Genomic DNA, 20,815 nt, shown 5'->3' on the forward strand with positions numbered 1-20,815 from the left:
TACCCGCTGAGCCACCTTGCTCCAGTCACCATTGCTCAATTGCGGCAACTTGACGTTTTTCGGGTTGAGCGGTTTGCCCGCCGCGTCCTTGCTCCAACCCATCGCACTGTCAAAGCCGTTGAGCGCCCCGCCAATCGCCATGGCGGTCGCGGTCGCCTTGACGCTTTCGTTACTGCCCAGCACTTTCAGGGTTTTCGATAGGTTGCCCTGATTTTCCACCAATGCCACTGCCGCTTGGGAGGCAAGCGACGACATCCCGGCCGTCACCGCACCACTGGTCACTGCACCACCACCAATGGCCCCGGCAACATTGCTGGCAGCTAGCGCCGTGAGCGAACTGCCGGCGGTCACTGCCGCCGCCGCAATGGCAATCACCGCCGCCACCGCCGGGTTCAGATGTTGGCTCTTGTAGTCCCAGCTGTCGTAGGCGTCCTTGACGGTGTTCCACTGCACGTCGTTGCGTTTGTTGAGGTCTTTTACCCAGGTGGTGCCCGGCGTATTACCCAGTGCATCTATCGCGCTTTGCAGCGCCTGGCCGTTTTTCACTTTAACGTCGGCGCTAACCCCTTTTGCCGCATCGACGGTCAGCGTACCGCCAGTATGAATGCTCGGCAGCACCCACTTGTTGTCTTCATAGCCTTTATTGGATTGCTTGATGAAGAAACCTTTCGAGTTGCTGATCGTTTGCTCGAAGGAGGTATTTTTTACGGCACGGAAGTTGACCTGCCCATATGTGCTGGTTAATCGAGCGTTCTGCCCGGCGGCGATTTTACTGGCTTCATAGGTGCTGTCGTCGCGGCTCATTAGGTTGATGTTGCCGGCGGCAGTAAACTCGGTGACCTTATTGGCTACATCATGGCGAGTCTGCTTAACTTCGGTTTTCTTGCCCCACCATTTACGCTTGGTTTCCTTTTTCTCGTAATGGCTGGACTCTTCCATCGCTTGGGCATAGAGATAACCTCCCTTGGCCGCTATGTCCATATTGCCGGCGCGCATGGCTTCGGCCTGGTTATACGCGTTGACCTCAGCCCTCTGACGAGCCTCATCCGGCTCCTTGAGTTGCGCCTCTTGACGCGCAGCCGTCAGGCGATTTTGCGCTTCGTTTTTACCGTTGTTACCCTGATTGATACGCTGGGTAGCCAGAATGACGTCATTTTGGGCCGTTGCGAGGCTATTTTTCGCCGTAGCAAGCTCATTCTCGCGCTGTGTAACAAATTTTTTCCAACTCCCCACCTCCGCTGACCAACCGTTTCCATACTCGTGAGGTGGATTATTGCTAATAAACTCGTCGCGCCCGTTTTCTGCTTCTCTAACGGCGGCTTCTGCTTGCTGAACAGCGGATACGCGTTGAGCAACAGCAAGCTCAGCATTCTTTTTGTCCTGCTGTGCCTGGTTAATCTGCAGTTGCGCATTCTGAATCTGCTGCTCAGCTACCGCAATGCGCTGGCCCCAGTCAGTCACCGCGACCGGCGGCTTCCAGTTGGCACCCAACCCCTTAACCACCAGTTTGGTTGCCTGGAACAAAATGCTGCCATTAGAAATGATCGTCATCAGGCCCCCGGCAGTTAGCTCTGTGCCCTGCTGGGTTCGTGTTTCGGTAAATTCCTTGTTGCCCTCGCGGTAGGTATGATTTTGCACTGCCTCGAAACGCATGTCTCCGCCCGAGGTCAGGGTCATGTTACCGCCGGAGCTCAGTTTGGCGCCGTAGGTCAGCAACTGGTTGTTGGCCGCCGCCGTCAGGTTTTTTCCAGCATTGATGGTCGTTACCGCATGACGGTCATCCTTGTTGTTGTCGTTGGCGGCATCGATGGCGGAATAGGCCACGTTGGACAGCCACAGGTTTTGCCCGGCCAACAACGTGATGTTGCCGTTGGCGGACAACGAGCCACCCTGAGTGCCCAGGTCACGGGCCGTGTTAATGAGCAGGTTGCCACCGGCGTGTATCCGGCTGCCCAGCTCCGGGGTGCGAGAGGAAACAAAGGGATGGCCATAATTGCCGTCCAGCGCGCGGTAGTTGAGGTCGGCATTGTGCCCGGCCAGCAGCGTCACGTCCTTGCCGGCATGGATGTTGGCGCCGCGCAACGCCAGATAGCCGCCACTGTTGAGCGAGACCGAACCGGTGGCCTTCATCGCACCGACCTGAAGCAGGCCGTTGAAGTATTGCAGTCGCTTGTCCGCCGGCAGGTCTTCGCCAGGACGATTGCGCGTCAGAATGGCGTCATTCTTAATGATGGAGATGCTGCCTGGGGCCGTCATGCTGATATTGCGGCTCTGTGACGCCAGTAACGTATTGAGTAGGGTAATGGTACTGCCCGCCGTCAACGTCAGGTCACGTGATGCCTGTAGACTGCCCAGCCAGCGAACGCCGTCCGGGTGGTAATAGTTGGGCTTTTCACTGGTGTGGATCTTGATTTCACCGGTGCGGGCGGTCAGCGTGACGTCCTGCCCTTTCAGTTCGCTTTGCCAGGCATCTATGGTGTTGCCGGCACTCAAATCCAGCGCTTTACCTGCGGACAGAATGCCCTGCCCCAGCACGATGCGGTCTTCGGCAATGGCTGTGAGATTGCCGCTGGCGTTAATGGCGTCGGTGCTGACGATGTTGGCCGCATGCAGGAGTACATTCTGCCCTTTGACGGTTTCGGGGCGGCCGGTCGTTTTGACGTCATTGAGCTGATTTTCGTTGGGCGTTGGCGTTTGGATGTCTATCCGGTTTTTGAAATCCGCCACCAGGTTGCCACCGGCCTGCAACAGGGATACAGAGTACCCTTCCGCCGCCCAACTTTTCTGCGTGCCTTTCCTGACGTAGAGGATGTATTCCGGCGTCGTCGTTTTCGCATCCTGCCATTTATGTCCCAGTACGACGTTCTGATTGGGTGTTTTCTGTTCGAACAAGGCGTAATCATTCAGGTTGCCAAGGGTTTCACTACGGACGCTCAGATTATTGCCAGTTAAAATCAGGTCTTTGCTCGCCTTTATTGTACTGACGTGGTTCCAAAGCTCCGACACATTGATATAGGCGCTCTTACCTGAAATGATCTCAGCCGGTTTGCTGTCCCTTACCACGGTAAAACGCGCGTGCTCACTGTTAACCCAGGGTGTTTTTTTGAAATCGATATGCCCCAGCCATGTGAAACTTTTGTCTTCGAGCTCAGCCAGATAGTCAAAGAATCGGTAGTCGAATTGGTCCTGATAAACACCGTCAGCCAGCCAACGATCAATATCCTTGTTGTCTTTCGGTGCGTTGGTCGAGGAAATGGTAAACTGTTGGCGCACGTTATCGAGTTTATTGGTACGAATAACCAAATCACCGCTGTTGGTCAGTATCTTCGCCGAACGGTTCTCAACGCTATTCGCCTTATTGCCCTGCGCATCCTTCTGGATCCACATATTTTTGTTAGCGTGAAGCTTGGCGTTTTCTCCCGCATTGCGGACATGATCGCTGAAAATGCGCATATCGCCGCTGGTGCTGGTTTGCCCGTCGTTTACCAGTCTGGTAGCCGCCAACGTGGCGTTGCCGTCGGCCTGCACGATAGCTCCCGGCGTGACATGCAACTCTTTAGCGCTGACATTGAGGTCTGTTTTGCTGTGCGTTGTACCATTAAGCGAGATTTTGCCATTTACGCTCAACGTGACATCTCGTTGTTTGCTGGTGAGATCTTTCAGATTCACCCCGACCCCATCCTCATTGGCCACGAGACGGATCTTATTGGCATACATACCGCCCAATGCTTTGGTGTCCACCGCGAGCACAGGTTTAGCGCCTTCGCCGGCGATAGGCTTGATGGTGCCGTCTTTGAAACTGACGCGGTTAGCCCCCAGGGTCAGCGACAGATTATTGGCGTTGATCTTGCCATTCAGTTCGGTAGCGCGGCTGATGATGTCGACGTAGTCGGCGCTGTTGCCGTCCAGCCCTTTGCCGCCGATGGTGACGCCACCCTTTTTCACCTCCAGCGCTTCCAGCGCGCCCTGCTTGTCGAACTGCGGTTTACCGGTAGTCAGGGTGACGCCGGGAGCGTTGATAAAACCACAACCGTCGCAGCTGATACCATTGGGGTTGGCGATCATCACGTTGGCCTTGTTGCCGAACACCTCAAGCTTGCCCTGCAGTTCGGAACGGCTGCCGCCGGTGACTTCGTTGATGATCAAATCGGCCGGTTTACCCTTGAGGTTAGGGTTGCCGTTGATAATATCGACACCTAGCTGCGTTTTTCCGCCCTGTGTCGCATTGTTCAGCACAGCACCCGGAGCCCCGACGTTGAAATCCTTATAGGTGTTATGAGAAATGCCCGCACCGTTCGGCGTGGCGATATTCACCACCGGTACGTTACCCGGTTTGATGACCACCTGAGTGTTGCCGTTGGCGGCGTTGATACCCGCGGCAAAGGCGGGGTGCAATGGCTGCAGCGCCGTCAGATAAATCAGCAAATAGCTGATACTCCGGAGTAACGGGTGGTTGAGCTTATCCATTATTCACTCCTTTGAAATGATGTTGGTTTTAGACATCTGCGGGCGTCTTACCCTGTGCTGACGTTATAACGTGAAGGCGGCTTGCCAGTAGGCCACCCAATGATCCGGTTGCAAGCTGCCAGGGTGCTTCAGGGGTTTACCGACGGTGAACGACTGATTGAACCATCGCCCATTCAGCGAAGCGCCCAGCGCCATGCCACTGACGTTTCCACCGTCGATTTGCCCGGCGCGCCCCTGCACCCAGCCGGTATCCAACGCGCCAATCAAAGAGAGGTCCCCCAGCCCCGGCTGCGTCATCCATTGCCAGTTGAGCTCGTTACGCCAGTACCCACCGCGATTGCCGGTCAGGTATTGCTCCTTGAAGCCGCGAACCGAATACTGCCCGCCAACGGAGACGCGCTCGCTGGAGTACAGGTTATCCGGCGTAGTTTGCCCGTAGGCTGATGTCAGGTAGTACAAAGAGGGAGTCAGAGGATAGAAGTAACTGGCGCTGAGGCTGAGTTTGCGAAACTCGCTGCGCGGCGCATTGGTATGCTCCGGGTCATCCGTGGTGGCACCCAACATACGTAGGCCGTGGCTTACCGTCGGGTTCAGCGTCAGATAGCCGCGCCCGGCGACCGCGCTATAATTCCCGCCGAGGCTAAATACGCTGAGCGTCGGGCTGCTGATAGCCAGACGTTCGCCCGCCAGTTGGTTCTCTGTACGCCTGCGCGTCAGCCCTATGTCGACAGAAAACTTGCGCGAACCGTCCCGCAACAGCGTGCGGTTGGCACCCAAACGCTGGGTTTGACTATTTCCCTTATAGCGGTAAGCGTCGCCATTGAACGGCACGTTCTGGAAAAAATCATTCCAGGCATATTGATAGCTGAATAGCCAGTAACCGTAGGGCAAGGTCACACCGCCGTTGAGGCTGCGGCTGCGATGGCTATGGCTGAAATCGCTGTTACGTGCCGCAGAAAATGACCACTGTTCGGCAAGGCGCAACGGATTATCCAACGTTATGCCGGCATTCATCTGCCCGGTGCCCGTACTTTTCTGGCCGCTGTTGTCTGCACCAAAAGAAAGTGCAACGGGCAAACGCGCGGAACTGCGCCGCAATACCACGTTTGAATAACCAGAATGCGCTCCAGGCTGGATATCGATGCTCACTTGCTGCGAAGGCAACCGATTGAGCTGTTCCATCCCCTGTTCAATATCCCGCAGGTTCAATACCTCATCGACCCTGCCGGGGAACGCCATACGTAACGCCAGCGTGTTTTCTCCATCAAGCGTAATGGATTCCACCCGTCCTTCATTGGCGCTGATGATCAACGTACCGCCAGCAATATCCTGATCCTGCAGGAAGGCCTGCGAGGTGATATAGCCGCGTTGCAGATAGGCATTGGTGGTTTCTCGCACCAAGCGATTGATGTGGTTCAACGTCAGGCAACGACCCTGGTAGGGATTTGCCAGTTTTTCTTTCACCGACCAGGAGAGATGCTCCGCCCCCTGAAATACAATGCGTTGTACGTTGTGGCAGGTTTCCTCGCCGGCACTCGCCACAGGCAGTGGTAATGCAGGCAACGCGACATTGTTTTGCAGTGCTTCACGCTGCTGCTGCGCCTGTTCCAGCAACGTTTTTTGCTGTTGGGTAATGCTGTCGCGGTCGACCGGGCTGGCAATTTCCGCGGCCTGAACGCAATGAAAACGCCCGACACTGGCCATAAACGCCAAAGCCCAGATGCATAGCTTCCATGCACACATTTAAAAACATCCATTTACGATAATTTACATAGATTGGCGAATTATAAACATTTATCCCTTCTCGTCCATACGAATGAGAATTGTTTTTATTCAAAGTGCGGAAAATAGCGAAAGTTCAGGGGATACCCGTGAAGGAGCGGGAGGACGAGTGGGGCAATGAACTAAAGGGCATTGAAGCTAATGAGCTCCAGTGGAACGGGGCGCAGCATGCTGCGCCCAACAATCCTTAACCGTAACGCCCGGTAATATAATCCTCGGTGCGGCGCTGACGCGGTGAAGTAAAGATATCGTCGGTCGCGTTGTATTCCACAAGTTGCCCTTGGTGAATAAACGCCGTGTAATCGGACACCCGCGCCGCCTGCTGCATGTTGTGGGTAACCAGCACCACGCTGTACTGCTGTTTCAGCGCGGAGATCAGCTCTTCGATGGTCAGGGTGGAGATTGGATCCAGCGCCGAGGTCGGTTCATCGAGCAACAATACTTCCGGCTCAATGGCTATCGCCCGCGCAATCACCAACCTCTGCTGCTGGCCGCTGGAAAGGCGGAACGCATTCTCGCGCAACCGATCCTTGACCTCATGCCACAGCGCTGCGGCGCGCAGCGAACGCTCTACCGCCTCGTCCAGGATCCGCCGGTCGCGCACGCCCTGTAGCCGCAGGCCATAGACCACGTTTTCATAAATCGACTTTGGGAACGGATTAGGGCGCTGGAACACCATACCGACCCGCCGCCGCAGCGCTGCCACGTCGATCTGCGTACCGGAAATGCCCTGCCCGTTGAGTTGCAGCTCACCTTCGATCCGGCAGTTATCCACCAAATCGTTCATGCGGTTAAAACAGCGCAGCAACGTCGATTTACCGCAGCCGGAAGGGCCGATCAGCGCCGTAACGCGGTGCTTGGGAATACGCAGCGAAATATTGTGCAGTACCTGTTTCTCGCCATAAAACAAGGTTGAGGCCATTCACCGCCAGCGCGGTATGTTCATCATCAAGATGCTGGACATCCAGCCGGGGCAAACTGCCTGGCGTCATCAAACCCATTACGCACTCCCCAGAAATAACGTCATTGTTACTGCGACCATGCTCTGTACCGCTCCCTCAGCGAATGGCGGATGCCCATCGCCGCCAGATTCAACCCCACCACAATCGTCACCAGCAGAAACGCCGTGGCGAACACCAGCGGCCGTGCGGCTTCCACGCTCGGGCTCTGGAAGGCCATATCGTAAATCTGGAAGCTCAGATGCATAAACTTCCGCTCCAGATGCAGATACGGGAAAATATCGTCCACCGGCAGCACCGGCACGGATTTCACCACGCCCACTAGCATCAGCGGCGCCGTTTCCCCGGCGGCGCGCGCCACCGCCAGGATCAGGCCGGTCATCATCGCCGGTGCGGCCATCGGCAGAACGATACGCCACAGGGTTTCCGCACGGCTGGCGCCTAATGCCAAGGATCCCTGGCGCAGCGTGGCGGGAATGCGCGACAGCCCCTCCTCGGTAGCGACGATCACCACCGGCAGCGTCAGCAACGCCAGCGTCAACGCCGCCCACAGCACGCCAGGCGTACCGAAGGTCGGGTTGGGCAGCGACTCCGGGTAAAACAGCTGATCGAGGGTACCGCCAATCATATAAACGAAGAACCCCAGGCCAAACACGCCATAAACAATCGACGGCACGCCGGCCAGATTGACCACCGCAATGCGGATCAACCGCGTAAGCAAATTATTGCCGGCATACTCGTGCAGGTAAACGGCGGCGATCACGCCAAACGGCATCACCACTATCGACATCAGGATCACCATCAGCACGGTGCCGAAAATCGCCGGGAACACGCCGCCTTCGGTATTGGCCTCACGCGGGCTGTCGCTGAGGAATTTCTTCACCTGCTCGGCCCAGTGCACCAGCTTCTGGGTGGTGTTCATTGCATTGGGATACCAGGCATCGCGCACCTGGCTGAGCGCAATGGTATGAACCTGCCCGTGCATGTCACGCAGCAACAGCGCATCGCGCTGGCGATCGCGGTTCAGCCCTTCCAGCCGGTCAGACAACTGCCGATACCGGCGTTGCAACTCCAGCCTTTCAGCCCTGATGGAAGCCTGCGAACGAGCGTCGAGCTTGTCATCGCGCTGCAGGCTCTTCTCGCGCAGGCGCAGCGCATCGAACCTTTGGTTGATGCGCGCCATATCGCGAAATTGAATGTCGTGCGCCTGCCGCGAAAGCGCGGCAATCTGCGGCAAACGCTGCTGCAGCGCCTGGTTGATATTGCGCCCGGTCAAAGGCTGGCCGTCTTCCAGCATCCCCGCCAAATAGCCATAAGCGGTGCCGTTGCTGTTGCGCTCCAGCACCAGCAGATCGCGCGGCGTGCTCTGCCGCAGAATATCGCTGGCCAGCAGCGTGCGGAAATCCTGCCCTTCGCTCTCGCGGTTGCCGACTTTGATCAGATAGCGTTCAAAGTTCTGCGCATTCCCCGGCGGCAGCGCAACGCCGGACTCCTGCAACTGGCGGCGGGGAATGTTTTGCTGCTGGTACAGCTCGCCGATCATCATCACCGGGCCGGCCGCGCTCTGATTCAACTCAAACTGGTAAACCGGGCTGGGCCAGAAATAGCGCATCCCCTGCCCGGCCAGCAGCAGCATGATACCGAGCAACGCCAGCAGGCTGACGGTCACCGAACCGGCGGTCAGCCAAATCCACGGCGAACCGCTTTTCACCCAGTGCTTCATGGCGCCTCCTGATTCAGGGTATAGCGTTTACGCAGACGCAGACGAACCGCCTCCGCCAGCGTATTGAACACGAAAGTGAAAATAAACAGCACCAGCGCGGTAAGGAACAGCACCCGGTAATGGCTGCTGCCGGCTACCGCTTCGGGCATTTCTATCGCGATATTGGCCGCCAGCGCACGCAGGCCCTGGAACAGGCTGCCGTCGATAATCGGCGTATTGCCGGTGGCCATCAACACAATCATGGTCTCGCCCACCGCCCGGCCAAACCCTATCATCAGCGCCGAGAAAATACCGGCGCTGGCCGAAGGCAGCACCACGCGCATCACGGTTTGCCACTGGGTCGCCCCCAACGCCAGTGAGCCCTGGCTGAGCGTGGCCGGCACGCTGAACAAGGCGTCTTCCGCCAGTGAGAAAATAATCGGCACCAGCGCAAACCCCATCGCCACGCCGACCACCAGCGCGTTGCGCTGGTCATAATCATCGCCCAGCCAGAAATGCAGCGGTTCCCCGAACAGCTTCACTTCCAGCCACGGCCCAACGCTGAACGTCAGCCAGACGACCAGCAGCATCAAAGGCAGCAGGATCAGCAGATCGAAACCTGGCGGTAACCGCCGCGGCGCAAATCGGTTCACCACTGCGCCACAGGCCAACACCGCTACCGCCAGCAGCACCGGCAGCGACAGCACCGCCAGCAAATAATGTTCAATCACCGGGGCCAGCCAGATGCCGGCCACCAGCCCGATAACCACCGTCGGCAACGCGCCCATCACCTCGATAGCCGGTTTGATCACCCGTCGCAGCCCGGGCGACATGAAATAAGCGGTGTAAATCGCCCCCGCCAGCGCCAGCGGAATAGCGAACAGCATCGCGTAACCCGCCGCCTTGAAGGTGCCAAAAATCACCGGTATCAGGCTGAATTTGGCCTGATAGCTGTCCTCACCGGAGGTCGATTGCCACACGTAGGCCGGCTCAGGGTAATTCTCATACCACACCTTGTGCCACAGCGAACGCCAGGTCACGTCAGGGTAAGGGTTATCAATCGCATAGTGCTGCCAGCCCTGCGCCGTTTCCAGCAGCAGGCCGTCGCCGCTCGGGGCGAACGCCATCTGCTGAACGCCGCTGCTCAGCCTGCCGTTGAGCAACGGCTGCGGCTGAATGCTCGAGAACAGCGAGAAACCGCCATCGGGTCGCAGGGTAGCGAATACCCGGCGATAAGGCTCGGCCACCAGCAAATCTTGCGGTTCGGCACTGTGTTCGAAATGCTGCACCGGCGTCAGTTGCCAGCGCTGGTTCTTTTCCACGTCGAACCATTCGCGCACGCTGCCGTCAGCCGCTTCGATCAACAGCGCACTGCCACCGGGCAACGCCGTCAGCTGATAAGGAGAATGTTCCCCGAGGGTACGGGTTTCTTTCAGTTGCAGCTGCGTGTCGTTAATCTGGTAACGCGCCAGGCGGTTACCCGTCAAAAGGTACAGCTGGCGCCCGTCCGGGGTCAGTACGATCTGCTGCGGCGCACGGTCCAGCGCGCTTGCGCTCAACTGCGGCGGATGCTCGTTACCGAAACGGCCAAACACCAACCGGTTATCGTCGGTGACGCCGGCCAGCAAGTACTGGCCGCGCCGCGCCTCGGCCAGCGTCAGCAGCGTCAACGGCCGGCCCCGTTGATCCAGCGCCTGTGGCCGTTGCCCGAGTGGAAACGCCCACTGCGGCACCGCCGATCCCGCTGCGGCGAAGTCCGCGCTGGCGACAATAAACCGGCCATCGGCCTGCGCCAAAGCAAACAGGTCGCGTTCGCCCGCAGCCTGGGCGAGCAACGTCGGCTTGGCCAGCAGCGGTTGCTGCGCCAGCAGTTCGCCGGCCTTCGCGCCCTCTTGCGGCGTCAAACGGTAAAACTGGCCCGCGCCCTGCGCATCAATGCGATAACCGATGCGTTGCTGCACATCCATGCCCAACGCCAGCGCCGGTGCAGAAGCGGCGATCGCCAGCGGCTGCGCCTTGCCCATCGCCGCCGGTTTGAACAGCGGCAGCACCGCAAACAGCAGGTAAACGAAGATCAGCATGAGCGTCATCAGCACCAGCAGCCCGCTGACGGTCACCGCCGCCTGCACGCTCCGGTCGATGCGCGCGCGCAGGCGATCCCGGGGATGTTGGTTTACCGTAGTCTGTGCCATGTCTCTCGCTGTCGCTGATGTAATCAGGCTTGCGCCATAGAATAACCGGGCATCTTATGTCAGTTTTGTGACGTTTGCATGACAAAGTTCCCCACCTATTAATTGGATTATTCAACTAATAAAACCCACTGTATGCCAAGTATATTTCTGAAAAATGATGAAAATACCGGTCATATAGCAAATAACAAGGGTTCATATTCGAGATTTTATAGCGAACAATATTGACCAGCGGCTTCACCGCCGCAAAAATATTTTTTATACCGCAAAATGCCCCGTGCCAACGCAATGGATATGTTGGACTTTCCTGTCAATCTCTCGCAATAATGATGAAGGACAATAGGCTGTGTCCCGGTGCCGTTGCGGACTCAAAAGCCCATCATCAAGGTTGATGGGTGCAGGACATAGCCGGGCTACGTTCAAGCCCGACAACGCAGAGTACGGGCTTTGGGGGGGCGCCCCGGGTCCTTTTCTAAAATTGAACTGGAGTGGCAATGGGTCAGGAAAAGCTCTACATCGAAAAAGAATTAAGCTGGTTATCCTTTAATGAACGCGTGTTGCAGGAAGCCGCAGATAAGAGCAATCCCCTGATTGAGCGCATGCGTTTTCTGGGCATTTACTCCAATAACCTCGACGAATTCTATAAGGTCCGCTTTGCCGATCTCAAACGACGCATCCTGATCAGCGAAGAGCAAGGATCCGGCGGCGCTTCACGTCATTTGCTGAAGAAGATCCAGGCCAAGGTATTAAAAACCGATCAGGAATTCGACAGCCTGTATAACGATCTGCTGCTGGAAATGGCACGCAACCAGATCTTCTTGATCAACGAACGTCAGGTGTCGGAGAACCAGCAGTCCTGGCTGCGCCAATACTTCAAGCAGCATCTGCGCCAACACATCACCCCGATCCTGATCAACCACGACACCAATCTGGTGCAGTTCCTGAAAGACGATTACACCTATCTGGCGGTAGAGATTATCCGCGGCACGCGTATCGAATATGCGCTGCTGGAGATCCCGTCCGATAAGGTACCGCGCTTCGTCAACCTGCCGCCGGAAGCGCCACGCCGCCGCAAACCGATGATCCTGCTGGACAACATTCTGCGTTACTGCCTGGACGATATCTTCAAGGGCTTCTTCGATTACGATGCGCTCAACGCCTATTCGATGAAAATGACGCGCGACGCCGAATATGACCTGGTGACAGAAATGGAATCCAGCCTGCTGGAACTGATGTCCTCCAGCCTGAAACAACGCCTCACCGCCGAACCGGTGCGTTTCGTTTATCAGCGCGACATGCCGAACGAAATGGTGGAACTGCTGCGCGGCAAGCTTGGCATCTCCAACTATGATTCGGTGATCGCCGGCGGCCGCTACCATAACTTTAAAGACTTTATCAGCTTCCCGAACGTCGGTAAGGCCAACCTGGTCAATAAACCGCTGCCGCGCCTGCGCCACATCTGGTTCGATAAATTCCGCAACGGCTTTGACGCCATCCGCGAACAGGACGTGCTGCTCTACTACCCATACCATACCTTCGAGCACGTGCTGGAGCTGGTGCGCCAGGCGTCGTTCGACCCGAGCGTGCTGGCGATCAAAATCAATATTTACCGCGTGGCGAAAGACTCGCGCATTATCGAGTCGATGATCCACGCCGCGCACAACGGCAAAAAGGTCACGGTGGTGGTAGAACTGCAGGCGCGCTTTGATGAAGAGGCCAATATTCACTGGGCCAAACGCCTGACCGAAGCCGGCGTGCACGTTATCTTCTCTGCGCCAGGGCTGAAAATTCACGCCAAACTGTTCCTGATCTCGCGCCGTGAAGGCGACGATATTGTGCGCTATGCTCATATCGGTACCGGTAACTTTAACGAGAAAACCGCGCGTATTTACACCGACTATTCACTGCTGACCGCCGACTCGCGTATCACCAATGAAGTGCGTCGGGTGTTCAACTTTATCGAGAACCCGTACCGGCCGGTGACCTTCGACAATCTGATGGTGTCGCCGCAGAACTCGCGCCTGAAGCTGTACGAATTGATCGATCAGGAAATCGCCAACGCCCAGGCCGGGCACTCGGCCGGCATTATGCTGAAAATCAACAATCTGGTGGATAAAGGGCTGGTAGATCGGTTATATACCGCCTCCGGCGCCGGCGTAAAAATCCGCCTGTTGGTCCGGGGTATGTGTTCTTTGATTCCCAACCTGCCGGGGATCAGTGACAATATTCAGATAATCAGCATCGTCGACCGCTATCTGGAACACGATCGGGTTTACGTTTTCGACAACAAAGGTGACAAACTGGTCTATCTGTCCTCTGCGGACTGGATGACCCGTAACATAGATTACCGTATAGAAGTGGCGGTCTCGCTGTTGGATCCAACGCTGAAACAACGGGTTCTGGATATTCTGGAAATCCTGTTCAGCGACACGGTCAAGGCACGCTACCTCGATAAAGAACTGAGCAACCAGTACGTACCGCGCGGCAACCGCCGTAAAGTGCGCGCTCAGGTTGCCATTTATGAGTATTTAAAAGCTCTGGAACAACCAGGACAGTAGGCCAGCCACTATGCCGCTAAAAAGCACTGCAACGAACAAACCGCAGGAAATCGCTGCCATCGACCTTGGGTCGAACAGCTTCCACATGGTGATTGCCCGCGTCGTCAACGGCGCCTTACAAGTGTTGGGCCGTTTAAAACAGCGGGTCCACCTCGCCGATGGATTGGACAGCAACAATGTGCTCAGTGAAGAGGCAATAGAACGCGGCCTTGCCTGCCTGGCGCTGTTCGCCGAACGGCTGCAAGGCTTTCCGGCGGATAACGTCACCATCGTCGGCACCCATACTTTGCGCCAGGCGATTAACGCGGAAGTGTTCCTCAAACGCGCGGCCAAGGTGATCCCCTATCCGATTGAAATCATCGCCGGGCAGGAAGAAGCGCGCCTGATCTTTATGGGCGTGGAACACACGCAGCCGGAAAAAGGCCGCAAGCTGGTGATCGACATCGGCGGCGGCTCCACCGAGTTGGTGATTGGCGAAGACTTTGAGCCGCTGCTGGCGGAAAGCCGCCGCATGGGCTGCGTCAGCTTCGCCCAACAGTTTTTCCCAGGCGGCGAAATCAGCAAGAACAACTTCAAGCGCGCACGCCTGGCGGCGGCGCAGAAGCTCGAAACCCTGGCCTGGCAATACCGCATTCAGGGCTGGCAGTATGCGCTTGGCGCGTCCGGCACCATCAAGGCCGCACATGAAGTGCTGGTGGAGATGGGCGAAAAAGACGGCCTGATCACCCTGGAGCGGCTGGAGATGCTGGCGGAACAGGTGCTGCAGTTTAAAAACTTCAGCGCGCTGAGCCTGCCGGGATTATCCGAAGACCGTCAGTCGGTGTTTGTGCCGGGTCTGGCGATCTTGTGCGGCGTGTTCGATGCGCTGGCGATCCGCGATCTGCGCCTTTCCGACGGCGCGCTGCGCGAAGGCGTGCTGTACGAAATGGAAGGCCGTTTCCGCCATCAGGATATCCGTAGCCGCACCGCCAAAAGCCTGGCCGATCACTACAATATTGACCGTGAACAGGCCAAGCGCGTGCTCGAAACCACCGAGCTGCTGTATGCACAGTGGACGGCGCAAAACCCCAAGCTGGCGAATCCGCAGTTGGAAGCGCTGTTGAAGTGGGCCGCGATGTTGCATGAAGTGGGGTTGAGCATCAACCACAGCGGTATGCACCGTCACTCAGCCTATATTCTGCAGAACACCAACCTGCCGGGTTTCCATCAGGAACAGCAATTGCTGCTGGCGGCGCTGGTGCGTTTCCACCGCAAGGGCATCAAGCTCGAAGAACTGCCGCGCCTGAACCTGTTCAAGAAAAAGTATTATCTGCCGCTGATCCAGTTGCTGCGCCTGAGCACCCTGCTCAATAACCAGCGCCAGTCGACCACCACGCCGGAGACGTTGCGTCTTAGCACCGACGATAACCACTGGACGTTGCGCTTCCCGGCCGGCTATCTGGCGCAAAATAACCTGGTACAGCTGGATTTCGAACGTGAGCAAGCCTACTGGAACGACGTAGTGGGCTGGAAACTGATGATTGAAGAAGAAGGCTCGCAGGACGAGAAACGCTCAGCCTGAGTCCGACGCCCCCACCCTGAGGTGGGGGCGCGTTAAACGCCGAAGCGGCTGAATCCCTATCCTGAACGACGATGAAATGCCCTACGGCTTACGCCGGAAATAAATAGACAACTTTTGTCATCCCCTCCTGGAATTCCGGTTACAATTTCCAACACCAGATAGCACAGGAAACCGGCATGCCGGGTGATATATGCGTAAAAAAACCACCGGACAGATGACAAAGATAGTGCTGTTGATCAGCTTTATCATTTTAGTCGGCCGCCTGCTGTATGCCGCCGTGGTTGCGGTGCCCCATCATCAGGAAAAAAAGCTCGCTCCCGTTCAGAACACCACGGAGATCCGCCAAGAAAACCAGGACGGCTCCCCCTGAAACGACAAGATGCCATCAGCACTCAGGGCAACCGAATAGTTAAGCAGCCTGCCGCCGGCCAACGCCTGTTGGGTATGCCAGGCCCCTTACTTATTCCTCAGCGCCTGCATCCATTTCATAAAAATGACGCCTGCATTCACTATGTTCTATCTTGGGTAGAGATTGTCTGTGAGGACTACTGAGTGCCAGTAAGGAATACCATGTCAGTCGCAACGCATAACGTTAAAAAAGTCGCTGAATATCGCCAGCGCATTCTTTCACTGCTGTTAAACAATAAAGACCTGGTCGATGGCATTCTTGGTCGGCCGGGGGATGAAAATGCGCTCAGCAAAACCGAATTGCTGAACCAGACCGCCGAAATCACCGGTCTGCTGGACGATATGCACGCCGCTGACCTGGCGGATCTGCTGGAAGCGCTGCCGCAGGACGAACGCCTGGCGCTGTGGCGGTTGGTAGGCAACAGTAAGCGCGGCCAGACGTTGGTGGAAGTGGCCGAACCGGTGTGGGACAGCCTGATCGAAGAGATGAGCGATAAAGACCTGCTCAAGGCGATCAAAACGCTGGACGTCGATGAGCAGGCCTATCTGGCGCAGTATCTGCCGCGTAACCTGATGGGCCGCCTGTTGACCTCGCTCGAGCCGGATCAGCGCGCGCAGGTACGCGAGATGATCCACTACGGTAAAGACACCGTAGGCTGGATGATGGATTTTGAACTGGTCACGGTGCGTCCGGACGTCACGCTCGGAGCGGTACACCGTTTCCTGCGTTTGCGTAAAACCATCCCGGCGGCTACCGACAAACTCTTTGTCACCGATCGCAAGAATACCCTGCTGGGCGAGTTGCCGCTGACCGCCGTGCTGCTGAACGACCCGGAAACCCCGGTGCAGGACGTGATGGACAGCGATCCCACCCGTTTCTTGCCGGAAGACAGAGCCGAGGCGGCGGCCAGCGCGTTCGAACGTTATGACCTGATCAGCGCCCCGGTGGTCGACGCCAAGGGCAAGCTGATGGGCCGCCTGACCATTGAAGAGATCGTTGACGTGGTCAACGAAGAAAGCGACACCACCCTGCGCCGCATGGGGGGCCTGAGCCCGGATGAGGACGTGTTTGCTCCGGTCATGAAAGCGGTAAAAACTCGCTGGGCGTGGCTGGCTATCAATCTGTGCACCGCGTTTATCGCCTCGCGCGTCATCGGCATGTTTGAACACACCATTTCGCAGTTGGTGGCGCTGGCGGCGTTGATGCCGATCGTCGCCGGTATCGGCGGCAACACCGGCAACCAGACCATCACCATGATCGTCCGCGCGCTGGCGCTGCACCAGATCGAAGTCGGTAATATCTCCCGCCTGATGTTGAGAGAGCTGGGGGTGGCGATTATCAACGGCGTGGTCTGGGGCGGCATCATGGGGGCAGTCACCTGGCTGCTGTACGGGGACTGGGCGATGGGCGGCGTGATGACGCTGGCGATGATCCTCAACCTGTTGGTGGCGGCACTGATGGGCGTGGTGATCCCGATGACCATGATCAAAATGGGGCGCGATCCGGCAGTCGGCTCCAGCGTCTTGATCACCGCGCTGACCGACACCGGCGGCTTCTTTATCTTCCTTGGCCTGGCAACGCTGTTCCTGCTTTGACCCTTTATCGCCGGCGCCCGCGCCGGCTTTTGCGTTAGCTCACTAAAGCCGTATGATTCGGTAGGTTTTATTACCGAGCTGTACTACCCTTTGCCAATAAATCGTCTCATTCTATCCGCGTCATGACCTCGTTCACTGACAGATGCCGCGATAAGGTTATCTATGGATATTAGTGCACCCACTCACGTCACCACGCGTAAAGGCACCTGGCTGAGACAGACGCTGCTGGCGACGCTGGCGGTATTTGTTCTGGCGCTGCTGAGCCTCGCACTCTCCAGCAAGTCCAGCCATTTTACGTCGCTGTGGTTCCCGACCGCCGCCATTATCGTGGCACTGTACCGGCAACCGACGAAGCTGTGGGGGTTGCCGCTGTTGGCATTCTGGCTGGCCATCGTCGCCGCCAGCATCATCCTGTTCGGCTACAGCTGGCTGCCGGTCAAGCTGGCGCTGATCAACCTGCTGGAAGCCGTGGTCAGCACGTTGCTGTTGCGCCGCCTGCTGTTGGCGGAGGATCCGCTGAACGGCCTGGCCAGTTGGGGGAAATTCGTGGTCTGCGCGGTGATATTCACCCCCTTGTTCAGCGCCCTGCTGGCAGCCTGGTGGGCACCTGCGCCCGGACAAACATTCTGGCACCTGTTCAGCACCTGGTTTATTTCAGAGGCGATTGGCGTGTTGTCGCTAACGCCAATCGGGCTGGTGTATCGTCGCCGCATGCTGGAAACGCTTAACCTGTTTTCGCTGTTGCTGACGCTGATGGTGACACTGGCCTTCAGCTATCTGGCGCTGAGCCACCTGCCCTTCCCATTCACCTTCGTTATTCTGCCGCTGTTGTGGGCGGCGATCGCACTGCTGCGGCTGGAAACCTTCATCATCTGTTTTTGCACCACGCTGATGGTCACAGTGATGATTACATTCGGGTTGTTGCAAGTCCATCCGCCCGCAACTCCCCTCAGCGACATCGATATTTACCTGCCGATTTTGCTGATTTTGATCCCGGCGCATTCGATGGCAATGGTGATGCACGCCTTCCGCGAGGAAAAACGGCATATCGTCGAAAGCGAAACCCGTTTTCGCAATGCGCTGGAGTATTCCGCCATCGGCATGGCGTTGGTTTCACCGCAGGGGAAATGGTTGCAGGTCAACCAGGCGCTGTGCAAACTGCTGGGTTACACGCCAGAGGCGCTGCAACGGCTGACGTTCCAGGAAATCACCCACCCGGACGATCTGGACGCCGATATGTCCCAGGTGCGCGATCTGCTCGACGGCCATATCAGCAGCTATACCCTGGAGAAACGCTATATTCGCAGCGACGGCGAACACGTCTGGGCGCTGCTGGCGGTATCGCTGGTTCGCGATCCCGAAGGCCTGCCGCTGTATTTTATTTCTCAGGTGGAAGACATCAGTGAACTGAAGCACACCGCAGCGGAAAACCACCGGTTGGTAGAACGCATCACGCTGGCCAATCAGGTAGGCGGCGTCGGCGTTTGGGAATGGATGATGCATGACGAAGTCCTCACCTGGGACAAACGCATGTATGAGCTTTATGACCTCAGCCCGGACCAGACACCGACGCTGTCGCTGTGGCGCACGCTGCTGTTGCCGGAGGACCGCGAACGCACCGACCTTGAGATCGCCTCTTTGCTGGAACACCCACGGCCGTTCATTCTGGAATTCCGGTTGCTCACCCGCCAGGGGAAAGTGCGCCACATTCGTGGCCAGGGCAACGTCATTCTGGACGAACAGGGCCGCCCCTTGCGCATGCTCGGCACCAACATCGACATGACGGAGGTCAGAAACCTCACCGGAGCGCTGCACGAAGAAAAAGAGCGCCTGCACATTACGCTCGACGCCATTGGCGAAGGCGTAATCTCCACCGACGACGAAATGCGTATCACCTTTATGAACCCGGTGGCCGAACAAATGTGCGGCTGGTCGATGAGCCTGGCGATCGGCATGCCTATCGCCGGCGTGGTGCGCCTGACCAACGGCAAAGACGGCGAAGAAGTGGAAAACCCGATCCAGTGCTGCCTGCAGGAAAACCGGCTGCTTTCGGCGGATTATGCCCTGGTGCTGCACAGCCGCGACGGGCGCCATTTCGACATTCAGCAGTCGGTATCGCCGCTGAAAACGGTGGACGGCGAAGTGATGGGTGCGGTGATGGTATTACAAGACGTCACCGCCTCCCGCGAACTGATGAAAAAACTGAGTTACAGCGCCTCGCACGATGCACTGACCGGCTTGCCAAACCGCACCAATTTTGAGAAACGCCTGAAATCCACCCTCGCCGGAGCCAGTGAAAATCAGCAGCATGCGCTGGTATTTCTCGATCTCGACCGCTTCAAGGCGGTCAATGACAGTGCCGGCCATGCCGCCGGCGACGCGCTGTTAAAAGATATCGCTCAGTTGATGCTGCACCATCTGCGCAACAGCGACTGCCTGGCTCGGCTCGGCGGCGACGAGTTTGGATTGATCCTGTTCGACTGCTCGCGGGAACAGGCCAAATCGCTTACGCAGCAACTGATTAACCACATCAGCCAATACCCGTTTTTTTGGGAAGGGAAGATTTATCACGTCGGTGCCAGCGCGGGCATCACCCGCATCGATGCCGCCGGCGGCAAGAGCGGCGAACTGCTGGCGCAGGCGGATATCGCCTGTTATACCGCCAAGCATCGTGGCCGCGGCCAGGCTTATCTCTACGAAGCACGCCAGAAAATGATGCAGGAACGCCAGCATCAACTGCTGACGCGGCGGGAAGTGACAAACATCATCGCCGAGGGGCTGTTGGTGCTGAACGTCACGGCCGTGGCACCGCCTAAAACGCCGCAGGCGGTCTGTTTTTATCAGCTGAAATTGCAGATCATGGCGCTGGACGAGCGGACGTTGACCCGCGACGAGTTTATCGCCGCCGTACAGATTTATAACCTGCAGCCGGATCTGGATCGTTGGATCATCGGGCAAATTTTGACGCAGAACGCCGTCGACATTAGCCGCAAGGGGCTGTCAGTGGCGCTGCCGCTGGCGACCGACAGCCTGCTCGATGCGCAATTCCAGCGCGACCTGCTGACAACTTTCGACGCTTCCCCATTGCAACCTGAAGCCCTGCTGTTGATGGTCGATGACACCGCGCTACTCGAACATGCGGCCATCTGCAGACCCTTTATCCATCAGCTGCAACAACGGGGTTGCAAGCTGATCGTCAACGGTTTTGGCCACAACCTCAATGCCTTCGACGAGTTGCAAGGCCAGAAGATTGACTATATCCGCATCGACGAACGCTTTATCACCAACGTGCATTGCAATCAGATGGACGAGCTGATGGTGTCTATGCTCAACAGTGCGGCTCACCGGGTACACGCCCAGACGCTGGCCGGCCCGGCGCACCAGCAGATCACGCTCAATACGCTGCAGGCCATCGGCGTCGATCTGGCCGACGGCGACACCGTGGCGCTGGAACTGCCGCTGTCGGAGCTGCTCAGCAGCGGTTATTTCGGCATCCGCTAACCCTAGCCTTTCCCCTGTCTTTCAGACTGCGGCCTTATCATCGGCCGCACGCCCCCTGCCGATCTTTTTTTGCTTAGCCAAGCTTGAGTTAA

9 protein-coding genes and 1 pseudogene are annotated in these 20,815 nt (G+C 57.3%); 5 read left to right on the plus strand and 5 right to left on the minus strand.

Annotated elements, in window-relative coordinates; all coding sequences use genetic code 11:
* From SPL01S_RS02025 to SPL01S_RS02045, 5 genes and pseudogenes are all read right to left on the minus strand, one after another.
* Window positions 1–4,467, minus strand: a 4,467-nt coding sequence (locus SPL01S_RS02025; RefSeq protein ID WP_063197307.1) for a two-partner secretion domain-containing protein, incomplete at its 3' end; no start/stop codon positions are given.
* A gap of 63 nt (window positions 4,468–4,530) precedes the next feature.
* Window positions 4,531–6,210: a ShlB/FhaC/HecB family hemolysin secretion/activation protein gene (locus SPL01S_RS02030; RefSeq protein WP_063197309.1), complete on the minus strand. Its 1,680-nt coding sequence runs from the start codon at window positions 6,208–6,210 to the stop codon at window positions 4,531–4,533.
* A 226-nt stretch (window positions 6,211–6,436) separates the two neighbouring features.
* Window positions 6,437–7,250: pseudogene (pstB, locus tag SPL01S_RS02035) on the minus strand (phosphate ABC transporter ATP-binding protein PstB).
* A 28-nt stretch (window positions 7,251–7,278) separates the two neighbouring features.
* On the minus strand, window positions 7,279–8,931 hold the full coding sequence (gene pstA, locus SPL01S_RS02040) for a phosphate ABC transporter permease PstA (protein WP_063197311.1): 1,653 nt from the start codon (window positions 8,929–8,931) through the stop codon (window positions 7,279–7,281).
* Complete coding sequence (locus SPL01S_RS02045) at window positions 8,928–11,102, minus strand: ABC transporter permease subunit (RefSeq protein WP_063197313.1); 2,175 nt, start codon at window positions 11,100–11,102, stop codon at window positions 8,928–8,930. Before SPL01S_RS02045 ends, pstA begins: the two co-directional genes overlap by 4 nt.
* A gap of 491 nt (window positions 11,103–11,593) precedes the next feature.
* On the opposite strand from SPL01S_RS02045, the gene ppk1 reads away from it, so the two are divergent.
* From ppk1 to SPL01S_RS02070, 5 genes are all read left to right on the plus strand, one after another.
* Entirely contained in the window at window positions 11,594–13,657 is a 2,064-nt protein-coding gene (gene ppk1, locus SPL01S_RS02050; RefSeq protein WP_062868244.1) for a polyphosphate kinase 1, read from the plus strand.
* Between the two features lie 10 nt (window positions 13,658–13,667).
* The gene (gene ppx, locus SPL01S_RS02055) at window positions 13,668–15,218 is read left to right on the plus strand and encodes an exopolyphosphatase (RefSeq protein ID WP_063197315.1); all 1,551 of its coding nucleotides are present in this window, start codon (window positions 13,668–13,670) and stop codon (window positions 15,216–15,218) included.
* Between the two features lie 190 nt (window positions 15,219–15,408).
* The gene (locus SPL01S_RS02060) at window positions 15,409–15,588 is read left to right on the plus strand and encodes a YfgG family protein (RefSeq protein ID WP_062868246.1); all 180 of its coding nucleotides are present in this window, start codon (window positions 15,409–15,411) and stop codon (window positions 15,586–15,588) included.
* Window positions 15,589–15,788: 200 nt separating this feature from the next.
* Window positions 15,789–17,222, plus strand: a complete 1,434-nt coding sequence (gene mgtE, locus SPL01S_RS02065) for a magnesium transporter (protein ID WP_063197317.1) — start codon at window positions 15,789–15,791, stop codon at window positions 17,220–17,222.
* A gap of 162 nt (window positions 17,223–17,384) precedes the next feature.
* Complete coding sequence (locus SPL01S_RS02070; RefSeq protein WP_063197319.1) at window positions 17,385–20,723, plus strand: diguanylate cyclase; 3,339 nt, start codon at window positions 17,385–17,387, stop codon at window positions 20,721–20,723.
* Window positions 20,724–20,815: the final 92 nt, after the last annotated feature.

It is taken from the genome of Serratia plymuthica NBRC 102599 (genome assembly GCF_001590925.1).
In the GTDB taxonomy this organism is placed as follows: Bacteria; Pseudomonadota; Gammaproteobacteria; order Enterobacterales; family Enterobacteriaceae; genus Serratia; species Serratia plymuthica.